10 protein-coding genes are annotated in these 15183 nt (G+C 63.3%); 5 read left to right on the top strand and 5 right to left on the bottom strand.

Going from position 1 to position 15183, the window contains the following annotated elements; genetic code table 11:
- The first annotated feature begins 654 nt into the window (after nucleotides 1-654).
- Nucleotides 655-1761, top strand: coding sequence for a DUF1559 domain-containing protein (locus BUS42_RS23000; protein ID WP_074310029.1), 1107 nt, complete (start codon nucleotides 655-657; stop codon nucleotides 1759-1761).
- A gap of 122 nt (nucleotides 1762-1883) precedes the next feature.
- Nucleotides 1884-2063, top strand: coding sequence for a hypothetical protein (locus BUS42_RS23005; RefSeq protein WP_074310031.1), 180 nt, complete (start codon nucleotides 1884-1886; stop codon nucleotides 2061-2063).
- Nucleotides 2064-2257: 194 nt separating this feature from the next.
- On the opposite strand, the gene BUS42_RS23010 is transcribed toward BUS42_RS23005, so the two are convergent.
- On the bottom strand, nucleotides 2258-3865 hold the full coding sequence (locus tag BUS42_RS23010; protein ID WP_254053676.1) for a hypothetical protein: 1608 nt from the start codon (nucleotides 3863-3865) through the stop codon (nucleotides 2258-2260).
- Between the two features lie 569 nt (nucleotides 3866-4434).
- Between BUS42_RS23010 and BUS42_RS23015 the strand changes: the two genes are divergently transcribed.
- The 3 genes from BUS42_RS23015 (at nucleotide 4435) to BUS42_RS23025 (ending at nucleotide 8009) form a co-directional block, all read left to right on the top strand.
- Entirely contained in the window at nucleotides 4435-6081 is a 1647-nt protein-coding gene (locus tag BUS42_RS23015) for a hypothetical protein (protein ID WP_074310033.1), read from the top strand.
- Between the two features lie 135 nt (nucleotides 6082-6216).
- Nucleotides 6217-7047: a S1 family peptidase gene (locus tag BUS42_RS23020; RefSeq protein WP_074310034.1), complete on the top strand. Its 831-nt coding sequence runs from the start codon at nucleotides 6217-6219 to the stop codon at nucleotides 7045-7047.
- Between the two features lie 194 nt (nucleotides 7048-7241).
- On the top strand, nucleotides 7242-8009 hold the full coding sequence (locus BUS42_RS23025) for a Bax inhibitor-1/YccA family protein (protein WP_074310036.1): 768 nt from the start codon (nucleotides 7242-7244) through the stop codon (nucleotides 8007-8009).
- A 501-nt stretch (nucleotides 8010-8510) separates the two neighbouring features.
- Here the strand turns inward: BUS42_RS23025 and BUS42_RS23030 are convergent.
- From BUS42_RS23030 to BUS42_RS23045, 4 genes are all read right to left on the bottom strand, one after another.
- Nucleotides 8511-9524: a DUF1559 domain-containing protein gene (locus tag BUS42_RS23030; RefSeq protein ID WP_074310037.1), complete on the bottom strand. Its 1014-nt coding sequence runs from the start codon at nucleotides 9522-9524 to the stop codon at nucleotides 8511-8513.
- Nucleotides 9525-10010: 486 nt separating this feature from the next.
- A complete protein-coding gene (locus BUS42_RS23035) occupies nucleotides 10011-11699 on the bottom strand; it encodes an FAD-dependent oxidoreductase (protein ID WP_074310039.1) in 1689 nt (562 codons plus the stop codon).
- 175 nt (nucleotides 11700-11874) lie between these two features.
- Entirely contained in the window at nucleotides 11875-13254 is a 1380-nt protein-coding gene (locus tag BUS42_RS23040) for a hypothetical protein (protein WP_254053677.1), read from the bottom strand.
- 565 nt (nucleotides 13255-13819) lie between these two features.
- Nucleotides 13820-15154: a DegT/DnrJ/EryC1/StrS family aminotransferase gene (locus BUS42_RS23045; RefSeq protein ID WP_074310041.1), complete on the bottom strand. Its 1335-nt coding sequence runs from the start codon at nucleotides 15152-15154 to the stop codon at nucleotides 13820-13822.
- Between the last annotated feature and the right edge of the window lie 29 nt (nucleotides 15155-15183).

Raw genomic sequence — 15183 nt, forward strand, 5'->3', positions numbered from 1 at the left:
TGATTCATTGGGCTGCGTTCGATGACCAGGGCCAAGACGAGCGAAAAAAAGCGGTGTTGAGGAGTTTGTGATTCAAGCAGTTAGTAATTTATAGCGAGATCTGGAGAGGCTCTACAATTGTCATTTCTTCACGCTCTGCGTTGACTTCTTCTCGATTCCTCGATATCATCGGGATGTGACGGGCGGAGATGGATGTAGGGGAGATGGCTCGCACGTCACCGTCAAGTTTTCTTGGTTCGATTGATGCCCGCGAGTTGCGTTCCGAAGGGTTTTTTAGGGAATTCGCGTTATTCGTTTCCTGTGCCTTGTCCTCACGTCTCCCGATGTGAGGAATTCTGGAGATTCACGCCGATATGCTCTAGGATTGTTGCTTCGAGGCCGCGGCGACCTCCCCCTCCCCCCTGTCTGGGTTGATTTGTAGGCCGCGATCTCTCAATGCAATCCTCCGTTCGTCTCAACGCGGACGGTGACCGGGCTCTCTCCGCTCGTTCTCGTTTTTCCTCGTGACTTTATCTTTCGTTAGCGCTTGCCAGCGGAGCGGCTCCCTACGGAGTTGGCCGTCACGCCCCGATCTTGCCCGTAGCCTACCTTCTATCCTTCGGATGTCCGTTGCGTCATCCATTCGTCGCACCTTTTCCGGGAGCCTCAAAAGTGATGCCGAAAGTCAGTCGACAAGGGCGTGGATTCACGCTGATCGAGCTGCTGGTGGTGATCGCAATCATTGCCGTGCTGATTGCCTTGCTCTTGCCGGCGGTGCAGGCCGCCCGCGAGGCCGCTCGGCGGTCACAGTGCGTCAATAACCTCAAGCAGCTTGGCTTGGCAGTACATAATTATGCTGACAAGAACAGCTGTTTCCCTTTGAAAGATATGTATCCCAACGCCTCGGGCGAGAGTTGCGGGTGGAGTTCGTCCTGGCCGCTGGCCATTCTCCCCGGTCTCGAGCAGCAGGCGATGTTTGACGCCTTCAACTTCAACTTCACGGTCCAAGGGGCCAATTGGGATACCGGTTGCACCAACGGCAACGGCTATAAGAATAGCACGGTGGGCCGCGCCCAGATCGCCACTCTGCTTTGCCCCTCCGAGAACCTGGCCGTTCACCCGGACATGACCAACGGTGGGATGGGAACCATGAACTATTACGGGAACGTCGGTGGCCCCGGGGTCATCACGACGCATTCCGGAACGATCGTGCCCAACCACGCGGGGGTTGCGGCCGCCATCGGCGGATCCTACGCACCCGGGGGGCCGATTACCTTTGCTTCGATCGTTGACGGCACGTCGAACACGGCGCTTTTCAGCGAGAAGTTGTACGGGGTGGGCCCGTCCGGTCCTTCGTTCACGGCCAGCTCGGTGAACGCCAAGCGCGGCCTCTTCCCGGCGCCCGGCACCGCCGCCGCGCACGACTCCGGCGATCCGTCGATCGCGCTGACGTTTGCCAACCAGTGCAAGAGCACCCCGGGGGGGACGACCCGGTCTTCGAGCTCTTCAGGATTGAGCTGGACTTCGGCCTATCCCCCGTACACGGTAATGAACGCGTACACCCACTTCGGCGCCCCGAACAGCTTGGCGTGTGCCAATGACAACGCGAGCTGGGGCGGCCCCTCGGCGTCTCTGCCCCCCACGAGCAACCACTCCGGTGGCGTCAACGTCTGCTTCTCCGACGGATCGGTCAAGTTCATCAAGGATACGATCAACCTGCCGACCTGGTGGGCTTTGGGAACCAAGTACGGCGGCGAAGTCGTCAGTGCCGACTCCTATTGATTGATCGATCGGTTGACGATCGAACGGCCCGTTGTTGCTTTTGAGGTTTTCCATGCCCGATCGGAACGATTACCGGTCGGGTGAGACCTGCTCGTTAGATACCCTTCGAGGAACTACGACCGATGATCTCTCTTGGACAGCGTCGCTTCTTCGGTTTCCTGCTTCTGACCTCCCTGGCGGGTTGCGGTGGAGAGTCTGCCACCCCCCCCGCCGCACCGGCTGAGGCCGCCCCCGCGCCGACGAGCGCGCCCGCCTCGAAGGATCCGGTCAGCGCGGAACGCCCCATCATGCCGAAGCGGTAATGTGATCGGAACGAGCTCCGCGGCGGTGTCGGCAATCGTCTGACTTGACCCTTGCTCCGGCCGCTCTGACAACGAAGACGCCGCATCGCTCCGGGGGACCCGGAGCGATGCGGCGTTTCTTTGCGCGCCTCCCAGCAGGCGGGAAGTGCCGTTTGCTTCATTGCGATTTGCGATTTCTCGGCGAGCGGCCCGTGCTACGGGAAGGAAGACGAAGCCTCATCCGCCCGGTTTGCCTCGGTCTTGATCTGGGGCTTGGCTTCGGCCTTGGGTTCGGGTTCGGCTTTCCGCTTCCAGACCTCGATCTCGCCGAACTGGACGTCGGGTTCAAAGTGCGTGCGGATCACCGCCACGAGCTGGTCAACCTTGAACTTGGGATCGGGACCGACTTCGCTCGGAATCCAGACGACGACCGCGTTCGGGGTCTGCGCGAGAATCTGGGCAAAATCCGCTTGCTTCTCGGGGGAAAGCATCCGCAGCCAGGCCATCGACTCGACGGGGAAGACCGAGTGCCGCGTCGCCGGCGAGGTGACGGCCGGGTCCCCCTTCAGGACGTTGGCCACCTTGGTCGCGGGCGTGGTCCGGTGCTTGAGGTGATCGATCAGCGCTCGATAATCTTGCCAGGGATAAAAGCCCGAGGTGGAGACTGTGCCCGCGCGATATCCGGGCGGTTTTTCGTCGGGCCATCTCCCCTGTCGGAATGCCGCCAGGGCGCGTTGGGTTGGCCCCGTGACGCAGAATTCCGGCCGGGCCGTGCCCCCGAGCCCGAGGATCAGCAGGGTCGCCGTGAGCTGGAGCAAAGGCGACTGCCGGGCCAGCGCGAGCACGAGGTGAGCCAGGACCGCCAGGCAGACGGCCCAGATGAGCATCAAGGGGATGTTTAAGTAAGTGTGTGCGACCGGACTGAGTGGTTTGTAAAGCGAGCCGAACCCGATGGCCGCGAGCCAGACCAACGCCAACCTTCGGTTCGTCCGATCGGTTCCGAGGGCGAGCAAGGCGATCGCCACCGGGATGAGTGCCATCCGCAACGGCGCGATCAGGGAGATCCAGCCCATCAGGATCGAGGCGGGGGTGACCCGGTTATACGACCCCCCGTATGCGGTCAGACGTACCCCCTGGATGAAGTCGCTCATGACCCCGGCCAGCACCAGGGGCAGAAACGAGGCGGCGAGGAAGAGGGTGAACGCGCTGCCCCAGACCAGGAGTGCCTTGACCGTCTTGCCCGCCGATTCGCCCGGCCGGCGGGTCGCTTCGTCGATCGCCAGCGCCATCGCCGGCACGAAGAGAATCGTCTGGGGCCGGAAGCAGATCGCCAGCGCCATCGCCAAGGCAGAGACGAGGCGGCCGATGCGGCCGGGCCAGGATTGCACGGTCAGCAGGGCGACGACGGCGAAGAAAGGGCCATGCCAGTCGCGCTGGCCGGCGTGGGCGTAATCCAAGCCCAGGTAGTAACTCAGGAAGGTGAGATAGCCGACCAGGCCCGGTAAAATCCCGCCGAGCCGGCGCCGGCTCCAGGCGAGCAGGATCCCTCCGAGCGCCACCAGCATGGCCGCGTCGACCGCGTAGAAGGGCAGAGTCTTGCCCCATCCGAACCCCTTGCCGAGGATCCAGAACAGATAGATCGTGCCGGGGAAGTTGTTGCAGAGGAGGTCGCGGTAGGGCAAGAGCCCATCGTCCCACCCTTGCGCAATCGTGGCAAAGACATCATGATCGGCCCAGTAAGGCCAGGTCAGGTAGTGGGGAATCCAGGTCGCGAGCTGGACCAGCACCAGGCCGCAGAGCGCTACGATCAAGGGGCCGCGCATCACCCAGGCCGCGACCCGATCTCCTACCGGGGGGGAGGACTCGAGCCGGCGGAGGGAGATTCGGGTTCAGGAACTTGGGACGTCGCGGGGACGACCTGCTGCGTCCAGGCGAGAGGGACGTCATTCCGTGACATCAGTGAGGTGGCTCCATTCGGGTGGTTCAACCAAGGAAAAGTCTAACAAGGGGGCAAGTCCAGCCGCGAGCCCAAACCCATTCACGCCTCTCGCTCGAAAAAACGGTTGCAATCCGGCTGGCCCGGATTAGCCGTTTCCTGAGACTTGGGGGCTTGAACCTCGGTCCTTTTTATTGGCGGTCGGGTTAAAGATGCGTTATAGTCTGTTTATCGCCAGGTCGAGCCTGTGTTGCCCGACGTCGGTGAGCGCCGCGTGATTTAGGACCTTGCCGCACAACAGCGGCTGCGACCCGACCTCCCTGCTTCTCTGAGAGATGCAATCCGGAGGACGATTGACGGTCGTCAGTCCGGTTGTTACGCACCCCGAGCCCGGTCTTCTCCACTCTTCTTGGGGCAGAGAAGACCGGGCTGGCTTACGTTGGGACGCGTTCCCCCTTGTTATCTACGACTGTTCTCGCGTCCGAAACGGAGTCGGCGCGGTCTCGACGATGGGGCCTGTGGCTCTTCTTCGTCGCCCTCATGCCTGCTCTGACCGCAATCTGGGCGACCCCCTGGTTCGTCACCCAGGACGGCCCGGCGCATCTCTATAATGCGCAGATCATTGCACGCTCGTTTGATTCTCAATCGCAATTCAACGCGATTTATCAGGTGAGCTGGGTGCCGCTGCCCAACTGGGTGGGACATCTCACCCTGGCCGGATTGCTGCAAATCATTTCGGCCCGCGTCGCCGATCGAATCATGACGACGTTGACCTTGGTCGGTTTTGCCGCCTCGATCGTCTGGCTGCGCTGGCGCGTCGTGGGCTGGCGGGGGATGCCCTTGGCGGCACTTCTGGCGGTCCTCCTGGCGCTCAACTTGCCCTGGCTCCTCGGTTTCACGAGCTTCATGCTGGGCGCCTGCCTGTTTCCGATCACGCTCGGGATCTGGTGGCACGGTCGCGAGCGGCTTTGGCCGAGGCGGGTCGCGGTGCTCTGGGCGTTGGTGGTTCTCGGCTACTTCAGTCACCTGGTCAGCCTGGGCCTGACCGTCGTTGGACTCGCCGTGCTCGCACTGTTCGCGCCGGGGGAACGGCGGTTCGCTCGCGCGGGTTGGACGGCGCTCGGCCTGGTTCCGCTCGTTCCCCTGGGATCGATCTATCTCGGTCTGACCCGGAAGGGGGGAGCGATGCAGCCGGTCTGGAAACATCTGACCGATCCGCTTTCGCTGCACTCCTGGCATGCTCAGTTAAGTTGGGCCGATCCCATCTCCTTGGCCAGTAAGTTCATTCTGCCGTTCCATAACGGATCCTCCCCGGGGTTCGCCATCCTCACGCCACTCATCGCCTTCGCGATGGCCCTGATCCTGGAGGGGATCACGATGGCCCGGGTCCGTTGGTCGTCGCGCCCGCGCTCCCCATCGACCTGGCCTGATCGGCATGGCTGGGGAGTCTTGGCCGCGGTTCTCATTCTCGGCGGGGTCGCCGGCCCCGACACCCTCGGCGAGAGTCACGGCAACTACCTCCCGCAGCGGGTCCTGCTCTTTGGGTTGGTGGCGTTGGTGCCGCTCCTGGATCTCGAGGCCAAGACATGGACCGGCCGGGCTGCCGCCCTGGTCTTGGTCTGGGCCGTTGCGATTCAGTCGGCCTTCCTCTGGGAATACGCGGCGACCTCGAACCGAAACGTGGTCGCCTTGTTGAAGGCCCGTACCGCAATCGGCTCGAACCAGAGGGTTGCCACCCTCCTCATGGGGATCCCCAGCCGCTTCCGTTCGAATTCGATTCTCCACGCCGACAACCTGCTCGGCGTGGATACCGGCAATATTATTTGGAACAACTACGAGACCAGACACTATTACTTCCCCGTCCAGTTCCACCCGGAGCTCGACCGGCCCGATTCCGAGATGCTCGAACTGCTTGCGCTTCATGACGATCCTGATGAGGGGGGCTATCGCGCCTTCCTCTGGCGTCACGAGCTCGAGGCCCATCATCGGTCGATCGACGCGCTCTTGACCTGGGGCAAGAACCCGGAGCTCGACCAAATCAGCGACCGTTGGTTCAAGCCGGTCTACGAGAACGGAAACGTCCGCGTGCTTCGGCACCGATAAGCTTGAGAATCGACTGCTTCGTTGTCGATTCCGAGGCGAGTGGGAACGGTCCCCACCGGCAGGCGCCTTGCGTCGATCCGCTCCCTCCGTCACCATGGAGGCCGGGCTTTTCGCGGGACGGGAGCAAGCCGGGCCATGCGGATCAAACAGCAGGCGAGGCGATTGGGGATCGGGCTGGTCGGGTGCGGTTGGATCGCGGTCGCGGTCGCCATGGCGGTCGCGGCAAGCCCGGCGGCGGATCGTCCCCGCCCCGAAGACGATTGGACGTTTCGACCGACCGTCATCATCCGCAACGGAAACGCGCAGGGCAGCGGGTCGGTGATTGCCTCGGTCGAAGGGGAAACGCTCATCCTGACGGCCGCTCACGTCGTGGAAGATCAAGGGCCGCTCAAGGTCGAGCTGCACCGCTATAACCTGGGCCTGGAACACGATCAGGCCGGGGCGAACTGGCCTCGATCGGTGCCGGCCGAGGTGGTCGCCGCCGACGAATCGGCCGACGTGGCCGTCCTTCGAATCAAAGGTCTGCGGCCGCTCCCGTACGTGGCCCGCCTGTCGGTCCAGGGGGCCGAGCCGCCGCGAGGGACCGTGGTCACGTCGCTCGGGATCGACAAGGGGGCTCACCTCAGTAGCTGGCCGACGCGGATCGCCCAGATCGATCGGTTCGAGATCGAAGGGACCGGCGCTGAGCGATTTTTCTTGATCACCACCCGGTCTCCGGAGCACGGTCGCTCGGGGGGAGGCCTGTTCCTGGCCAACGGCGACCTGGTCGGCGTCTGCGTGGGCCGCGGCAACTTTATGAAGGGGCGAAATTCGGGCATTTTCGCGTCGAGCTCGAGCATTCGCCACCTGCTCCGCGCCCATGACCTCGATGCCCGGCTCGTCCCGGCCCGGGCGTCGTCGCCCACCTCGACCACGTCCCACCGTCGCCCGGCGATCACCACCACGGAGGCGCGACCGACCCGCTGATTGGCGATCGGACGCGGGTTGGACCCGGGGGTCGAAGCCATCCTGAACCTTATCTTCTTGTCAAAAATGGACCACTGGACCAAGATAGGACGTATAAAGACGGAGTAAGGGTGCGCCGACCCGGTTCTCGTCGCAACGGCGCGGCGGGTGGACATCGTCAATGGCGCCTTGAATCCGTGGTTGGAGAATCGACCTTGTCTACGAGTAATCCCGCTTTCTCAAAAGAAACGTTCGCTGGTTTCGAGCAAGTCTACGGAACCACTCGCGCGGCGGCGATGACCGTCCAGGGTACGATTGGTAAGACCTTCGCCCTGCTCGGGATCCTGTCCGCGACCGCGCTCTGGGCCTGGAATGCCACGCAAAGCCAGCAGCTCAGCATGGCTGTCTTGCCCGCCGCGGGAATCGGCGGAATGATTCTGGCTCTGATTACGATCATGAAGCCGACCGTCTCGCCATGGACCGCCCCGGTCTACGCGGCATTCGAGGGGGTTTTCCTGGGCGCATTGTCCTGCCTCATCGAATCCGGCGTTCAGCAAAAGTTTGGCCAGCAGTATCCGGGCATCGCGCTCCAGGCGGTCTCGCTGACCTGCGGCACCCTCTTCGTCATGCTCTTCGCCTACGCGACGGGCCTGATCCAGGTCACCCAGCGCCTCCGGGCCGGGGTGGTCGCGGCCACCGGGGCGATCGCCTTGGTCTACGGCGTGGCGATCATCGCGAGCCTGTTCGGAGCCCGCGTGCCGTTCCTCAACGATGCGTCGGCGGCCGGGATCGGAATTAGCCTCGTGGTGGTCGGTGTCGCCGCGTTCAACCTCCTGCTCGACTTCGACACCATCGAGTACGGGGCGCGAATGGAAGCTCCCAAGTACATGGAGTGGTACGCCGCGTTTGGCCTCATCCTGACCCTGGTTTGGCTCTACCTGGAATTCCTCCGCCTGCTGAGGAAGCTCCAGGATCGCCGCTAACCGCCAACGGCGCCGCATCGGCTCTCTCTCTCGATCAAGCAACAACCAGACGAACCGCCGGGGCCATCCCCCGGCGGCTCGCTTCATTCCTGGCGAGCGGGAACGCGAGTACCCTGTCCCGGTTGCGCGAGGCCACGTCAAGCTTCGCCGAACCCGTCGTCAACTCATCATTGATTTGCAATCTGACAGCAGTCAGGATGGGATTCTTCCCGTAGGGTGGGCACGGCCCACCTCCCTATCTCCTTGCCGAGAATGGAGATAAGAGGTGGGCCGTGCCCACCCTACGAGAATCGTTGGACCCACGATAATGCCACGGCCGATCGTGCCGAAGCAGGAGGGAATGGGTTCGGCGAAGCATAACCCATGAGCGGGCGGCCTGATTCGATTCTCAGCGACCCATGAAATGACGCGAGCCGCCGGGGGATGGCCCCGGCGGCTCGTTTCGTTTCGGTGAAGAAAGTGGGCGACAGGTCTTGTCGTCCACTCGAAATCTTCACGTTATCAGTACGAGTCGCTGCTGACGACTTCGCCACCGGCGCGGGAGCTCAGGGCCCGGAAGGTGATCGCGCTGATTGAGTCCTTGAGGAAGTGGACCGAGCCGTCGGCGTAGGCGAAGTTGGCGCCGCCGGAGTGGTTGCTCCGGAACGAGAAGCTGCTGTCCGCTGTGGTGGGGATGATCGTGCTGGACGCCACGGTCACCGGATACTTCCAGTTCAGCGCGATGCTGGTGACCGCGACGGCCTGGTTGCTGTCGGCCCAGCTCGTGAACGGAGCAATCAGGTTCGACTTGTCGAGGGGCATGGCGTCGCCGGCCAGAATCGTGTTGCTCGTGCCGTCGACGACGGAATTCATGCCCACCGCCATCGTTCCCCGCCAGAACATACCGCGCGCCGTCGGCTGGCCGGTGGTTCCAACGGCCGGGTCGCCGAAGGCGTTTAGAATTCCGACGGTGTATCCCGGAATCAGGGTGGAGTAGAGATTCAGCGTGTTATCGCCGAGGTTGCCCTTGTAGGTGGTGATCGCGACTGCGCCGGTGATGTTCGGTGCCAACCCCAAGGTGGTGGAGTAGTCCCCCTTCTGGATCTGAGTCGAGTCACCGGCGTAGCTCGGGCAGATGAAGGTGGCGACCTTGGAGTAGATCACCGTGGTGTTTCGCAACGAGTTCCAGACGCTGTCGGTCGCTGAAAACCACGAGAAATTGTAGGCGTTGTAGAGGGGAGTCTGCTCCATTTGGGGCAGGATCTGCGTGAGCCAGCTCACGCGAGTATCCATCGACGTGCCCAGACCGGGGGCGACGGGGAAACCGATCTGGGTGGGGAAAACGTTGTTGACGTCATGGTAGTTCATCGACGCCAAGGCCAGTTGCTTGAGGTTGTTGACGCAATTCGAGCGTCGGGCTGCCTCACGGGCCGCTTGCACCGCGGGCAAGAGCAGGGCGATCAAAACGGCGATGATGGCGATCACCACCAACAATTCGATCAGCGTGAATCCACGACGAGTCGCCGGCGCGCGCATAGAAAACCCTTTCTGGCAACGACGCTGAGTCGTGCCCAATCCCAACGTAAAATAGAATGTTCGGGGGGAGAGGAAATCAGAGGCTTGCGGTGGCGACACAGGGGAGAAGAGTCTGGCCGCTTCCGGGCCGATGGGCCGGTAAGACTCCGGTCACCGTGCGGGTACTTCAACGTCGAGAGGCCACCTCTCGATCGTCAGGAGCCGAACAACTCAACCTCACCTCCACGACCCGGGTCAGTCAACCCAGATTGCGTCGGCGATCGATCTTCGCTCAACTCCCTCGTCGTCCTCCCTCCTCACATTCTGAGAGGGGGCATGTCGGAATAATAGGCGCAAGACTGCTAACATGCAAGTGTGGGCGACGAATTTTTTCGGAGCTTGGGTGTCAAGCGGGTCGCGGGCGTCTAGTGAATCTAAATGTCTTTATGGAGTTAGTGCGAAGGGCGACGCCCCTTCGCACGGGTTGATGGCGGGCGACGACGGTTGTCAACGTGCGGTGACCCGAGGCCAATGGGTCTCCACGCCCTGCTGGGCGAGCTTGGCCTGGAACGCCTTGAACTGGGCCGGTTGGTTGCGGACGGCGCGCGGTTTGAGCTTGTGCTCGGTGCAGAACGCGGCGAGCAGGCCGGCGGCCTCGCCGATGCCCCACTCGACCGGGTGAAGCCGATAGCAGCCGTTGGTGACGTGGGTGACCCCCAGGTTCTTGCAGGCGGCGAGCAGGTTTTCGACCCGGCGGGGGATGAGCGCCCCGAGGGGGATCTGGAACGGGAGCGAGCTCACGTCGATATAGTTGTCGCCACCGCTACTGGGGTGCAGGTCGATCCGGTAGCTGCCCACTCCGACCGAGTCGGGAAACAGTTCGGCCGTGACCTCCTCACGCCCGAGCGCCTTCCGCCGCGCCTCGAGCCCCACATGTTTCTCCAGGACGGTGAACTCCGCCCGGATCCGTCGCGATTCCCGGATGTACGGGTATTTGGCCAGGCCGTCGGTCGTGCCGACGATGTCGGGGCGGAGCCGGAGACCCTTCCAGCCGGTGCCGCCGTCGGGGCGGGGGGCCTCGGTCTGAAGCCAATAGAGCAGTGAGAGGCTCAGTTGTTTGCCCCTGGCGACGTGTTTCGCGGCCTCCTCGGGCGTGACGCCCACCAGGTTGCCGAGCAGATAGTCGTTCTGAGGCCAATTCACTAACGTGATTCCACCACGATACGTGCCGGGCACGAAGTTACCCGGGTCGGCGATCCGCCGGTAGAGCCAGAACCCTTGGCCTGCGCCGCTGGGGTTGAACCCGAGCGTTTTTGGCTTCAGGGTCTTCGGGTCGCTCATCTCGATCGCGAGTAGCTTGCCCGACCAAGCCGGGGTCAGGTTGGGCACATAGTCGCGCCAGAAGGCGTACTCGGCCGGCCGGTCGATGGTGTGATCCTCCCCTTCGAGGTACTCCATCGCGAAGCAGCAGGTGAATGACTGCTGATTGTCGGGTTGAGCCTGCTCCGGGCCCCGTTCGTCCCCGGTTTCGCTCTTGGCCTCGATCCCGGTCACGAACTCGACCCCCGCCAGCGGGAGGAGGTCTCCCAGTTCGGTCGCGTCGAGCACGTAAGGGGCGATCAGCACCCGCTCGTCTCCGGTCCTGAGGTGGCGCACCGTCACGGCGCGGACGTGGTCCCCCTCGGTTTCGGCCCGGACCGGCTCGTGTTCCAAAAGCAAGGAAAGCCGGCCCCCGGACGCGTAAGGGGCCAAGAGGTCGGTCAAGACCGCGAGCGCGGCTCTCGGCTCGTGACAGATCCGGGAGACGCTGCCATTGCCCGGGTTCAGGTAGCGAACGGCCCGGGCTTCGGCGGTGAGGGGATAGTGGCGCCGATAGTAGTCGCGGATCCCTCGACGCAGCGCGAAGTACGAGGCGTTGCCGCCGAACTGCTCGATCCAAGGGTGCTCGTCAGGGGGAACCGCCTGCTGGGTGAGCTGGCCGCCGATCCAGTCGGTTGGCTCGGTCATCACGACCGTCCGGCCATTCCGCAGGGCGGCCAGAGCGGCGGCGCAACCGCCGAGCCCCCCGCCCACAATCGCGACGTCGGCGGCAATCTCCCGCGCCCCCGCCGCGTGGGCGATCGGAACTCCGGCCTTGGCCGCCAGCAACCCGGCGAATCCTGCTTGACAGCCTTCGAGAAACTGGCGACGACGCATGAAAGTAAGCCCCAATTCGAATGGTAGAGTCCTCCTCCCTTTCACGGGAGGAGGACCATTCTACTCGAGAACGGGACCTGGTCGAAGCAACAATCCGTGGCCCCAAGGCCCGATACCGTGCCTTGGCAATCGGTGTCGAGCGTGATGCTTGGTGACGCTCGGTTCCGCGACCGGTCTACTGCCCAACCCCCTGGGTGCGAGGGGCGGAGGAGCCCGGTGGAGATGGGGCCGAGGCGTCGCCCCGCGAAGGATCCTTGACGGATGGGGCCGCAAGCCCCGACTCGGACCAACGGATGGGATGGGGGGCGCGCGTGTTGGACGTCCTCCAGACCGACAACGGGCGAAACGGCATCTGGGCTTGGAGTCCGATCCGGGTGCAGCGACAGAAGCGGACCTCGAGTTCGCCCCAGGCACCCGGCCGGTCATAGTTGGTCGGGTAGAACAGGAACAAGGCCGCCAGCAGGGTCGCCATGGCCGTGAGCCGGGCTGGAGCCCGATCCTGGGCCGGGGGAGTCGCCACCGCCGCGAAGGCACGGCCGGCTCCGATCGCCATGAGCGCGACCGCCGCGGGGACGTAATGGAACGCGTAGCCGGGCACACCGAAGGCCAGCAGCAGGTGGTAGGCCAACGCCGGAAGTACGCTGATGCCGAGCAGCGCCGCCAGCGGGCGTCCCGGTTCGCTCCGGACCAGGCGGATCAGACCCGCGGGAATAAAGATCAAGGCGGGCCCGAACGTCCAGAGCAAGGCCATGCCGAGTTTCACGACGTAACGCAGCGTCGCATCCCGGAACCCGAGGTTCCAGATCGAGTTGAGGTAGATCATCTCATAGCTGAACTCGCCGTTGGCCGCGCGATACCGGTGCCAACCCCCGGCGTCGACGAGCATCGGCAGGATCCAGGCCAGGTTGAGCACGGTGAAAACCGCGCTCGCCCGGAGCGCGGTCCCCCAGCGGTGGCGCCAGAGGATGATAAAGTAGACGGGGAGCCAGAAGAGCCCGATGTCCTGGCGGTAGCCCGTCCCGAGGGCCAGGACCACGGACGCCGCGTACGGGTGCCAGAGTTTCGGTTCTCGCCAGGTCCGGACGGTCACTCCGAGCAGGAACGAGCCGACCAGAGGGATCGCGGTGTAGTTCCCCGCCAAGGCGCCGTAGGTCCAGAAGGTCGGAGCGACCGCCAGCACCAGGGTCATTGCGGTGGCCGTCGATGGCCGCACCAGAGTTCGCAGCCACCACCAGACACTCGTTAATGCAAGGCTGCTTACAAACATGTCTAAGATTAAGAAACTGTGATAGGGGTTGGCGACGATGCTGCTGATCAGACGCCCCGAGGCCATGAACAGCGAATGCTGGATCGGCAGCCACGTGGTCTGAATGGTTTCGAGATAGCCGATTTCATCCGGATCGATTGGTATGCGGCGCGCCACGGGTATCCGTGTCAGCAGGACGAATGTCAGGGCAATCGCAAAGACGATCGCGATTTGATAACGCTCGACCCATGTCCCCACCGGCTTGCTGGCGACGATCGGCTCCCCGATACCTTGATTTTCAGATAGCATTTTATATTTAACCTTCACTGTTGTTTATGTGGACCGCGTGCCTGAGGGTGGATCGAAGACGCCCTTGCCGGCGGGAGCCGGCCGGTTATTTAAGGAGTGACGTCGCTGCTCAAAAGAGGTTAAGACCCTGGTGTGGGGCTTCACGGCTCGATTCAATGCGCGGCCGACGGAGAGGGGAGGGACCAGTCGTGGTCTCTTATGAGCGAACTGCGTCAATCGCTTCAAGTGGGGAGGGAGTGCTCAATGATCCAATCCATGGGCATTTCATCCTTGAATGGCGGTCACTTGAGATCCTGGAGGCCCGTTGGCACTTATTATAGTGATGGATGCAACCACGCCAAGACGAAAATTAAAGATTTCGCTCAAGCCCTCGGAGTCAGGCTCGAAAGGTCAGGGTGAACCGGAAAATGAAGGAGGTTTGGGACCCACGAGTTCCGTAAGCGGAACCCGTGCGCGCCAGGCCAAGGCGTTCCCGCGTGGGTTCCGAGTCCCGTACGGAACCACAGGGCACCCGCCCGATGATCAAAAACACCGGTGGGATTCGTCTGCTTGGACAGACTTTCCGTCAGCTCTCCGCGAGTTGCTTGCGATGCGCCCAGACTTTCTCGAACGCCTGGGCGTATTGCTCGACGAGTTCGGGGACCTCAGAGGTGAAGTAGGGAAGCCCGATTGCGGTCCGGTTGGCTTCGTCCGAGCCCGGTAGGTTGGGGATGACCGGCGCGTGGTGCCACCAGGCGGCGTCCTGGTAGAGGGGAAGCTTGTGCTGCAGGCGATAGCGATGGGCTGTCGCCTTGACCCCTTCGGCCTGGAGTGCCTTGACGAGGGCGGCCCGCGTGAACCCGGCTTTCGCTTCGTCGAGGAAGAGAATGTTCGACGAGTAGTAGAGCCGCGTCATGTCGGACCGGATCGTCGGCTCGACCAGGCCGGGCAACTGGGTGATCCGCTCGTTCAGCTTGCGGACCTGGGCGACACCGTCCTCGTTTCGTGCCTTGAGCTTGCGCAGTTGAGCCCGGGCGAGAACCGCGGCCATGGGGTTCATTCGGAACTTGAGCCCGAGCCCGGACCCTTCGAATTTGCGGTAGGGACTGTTCGCGGGGAAGCTGGGGGGAAGGTCGGAGTGTCCGAACGTGGTCGCCCGCTCGTAGTCCTCGCGGTTCTGGTACATCCCCATCCCCCCCTCCATGGCCGGGATCGGCTTCGAGGCCTGGTAGCTGAAGATCGACATCCGGCCCCAGGTGCCCATTGGCTTTCCCTTGAGGGAGGCGCCCGGGGAGTGGGCCACGTCTTCCAGGACCGCCAGGCCGTGCTCGGCGGCGAAGTCGTTGATCTCGTCCATCGCGCACGGCAAGCCCATCCAGTGGACCGGGAAGACGGCCTTGGTGTTCTTGGTCAGCCGTCGCTTGGCGTCGTCGACGTCGAAGTTGAGGGTGCGCGGATTGACGTCGACGAACCGAGGGACCAGGCCGAAGACCCGCATCGGTACGATCGAGGCGAAGAAAGTGTAGCTCGGCACCATAATCTCGCTGCCGGGGGGCAGGTCGAGCGCGAAGAACATCGCCGCGATCGCGCTGGTGCCATTGCACTGGGCTTTGACGAACGGGGCCTGGAAGTAGTCCTTCCAGTCCGCTTCGAGGGCCGCGATCGGCCCGTAACCGGGGTTTCGAACCAGGTCGACGATCGCTTGCTCCTCCTCCGCCCCGAAGATTGGCCAGCGCGCGGCTTCGACCTGCTTGCGGCTCGGAGTGGTGACGGCGGGAGGCCCGCCCTGAAGGGCCAGGTTCTCAGTCGCCCCTTGGGCCGTGGTCGATTGAGTCAGGAGGCCGGCTGCCAGCGCGCCGGCCGTTTGGAGCACCGTCCGACGCGTTGCCTCGGGTCGTTGCTTGCTGGGGTCGCGCCGCATCGGTTTGAGTCTCCCTTCGCCTTACCGGT

The sequence above is a fragment of the Singulisphaera sp. GP187 genome, assembly GCF_900129635.1.
Taxonomy (GTDB): Bacteria; Planctomycetota; Planctomycetia; order Isosphaerales; family Isosphaeraceae; genus Singulisphaera.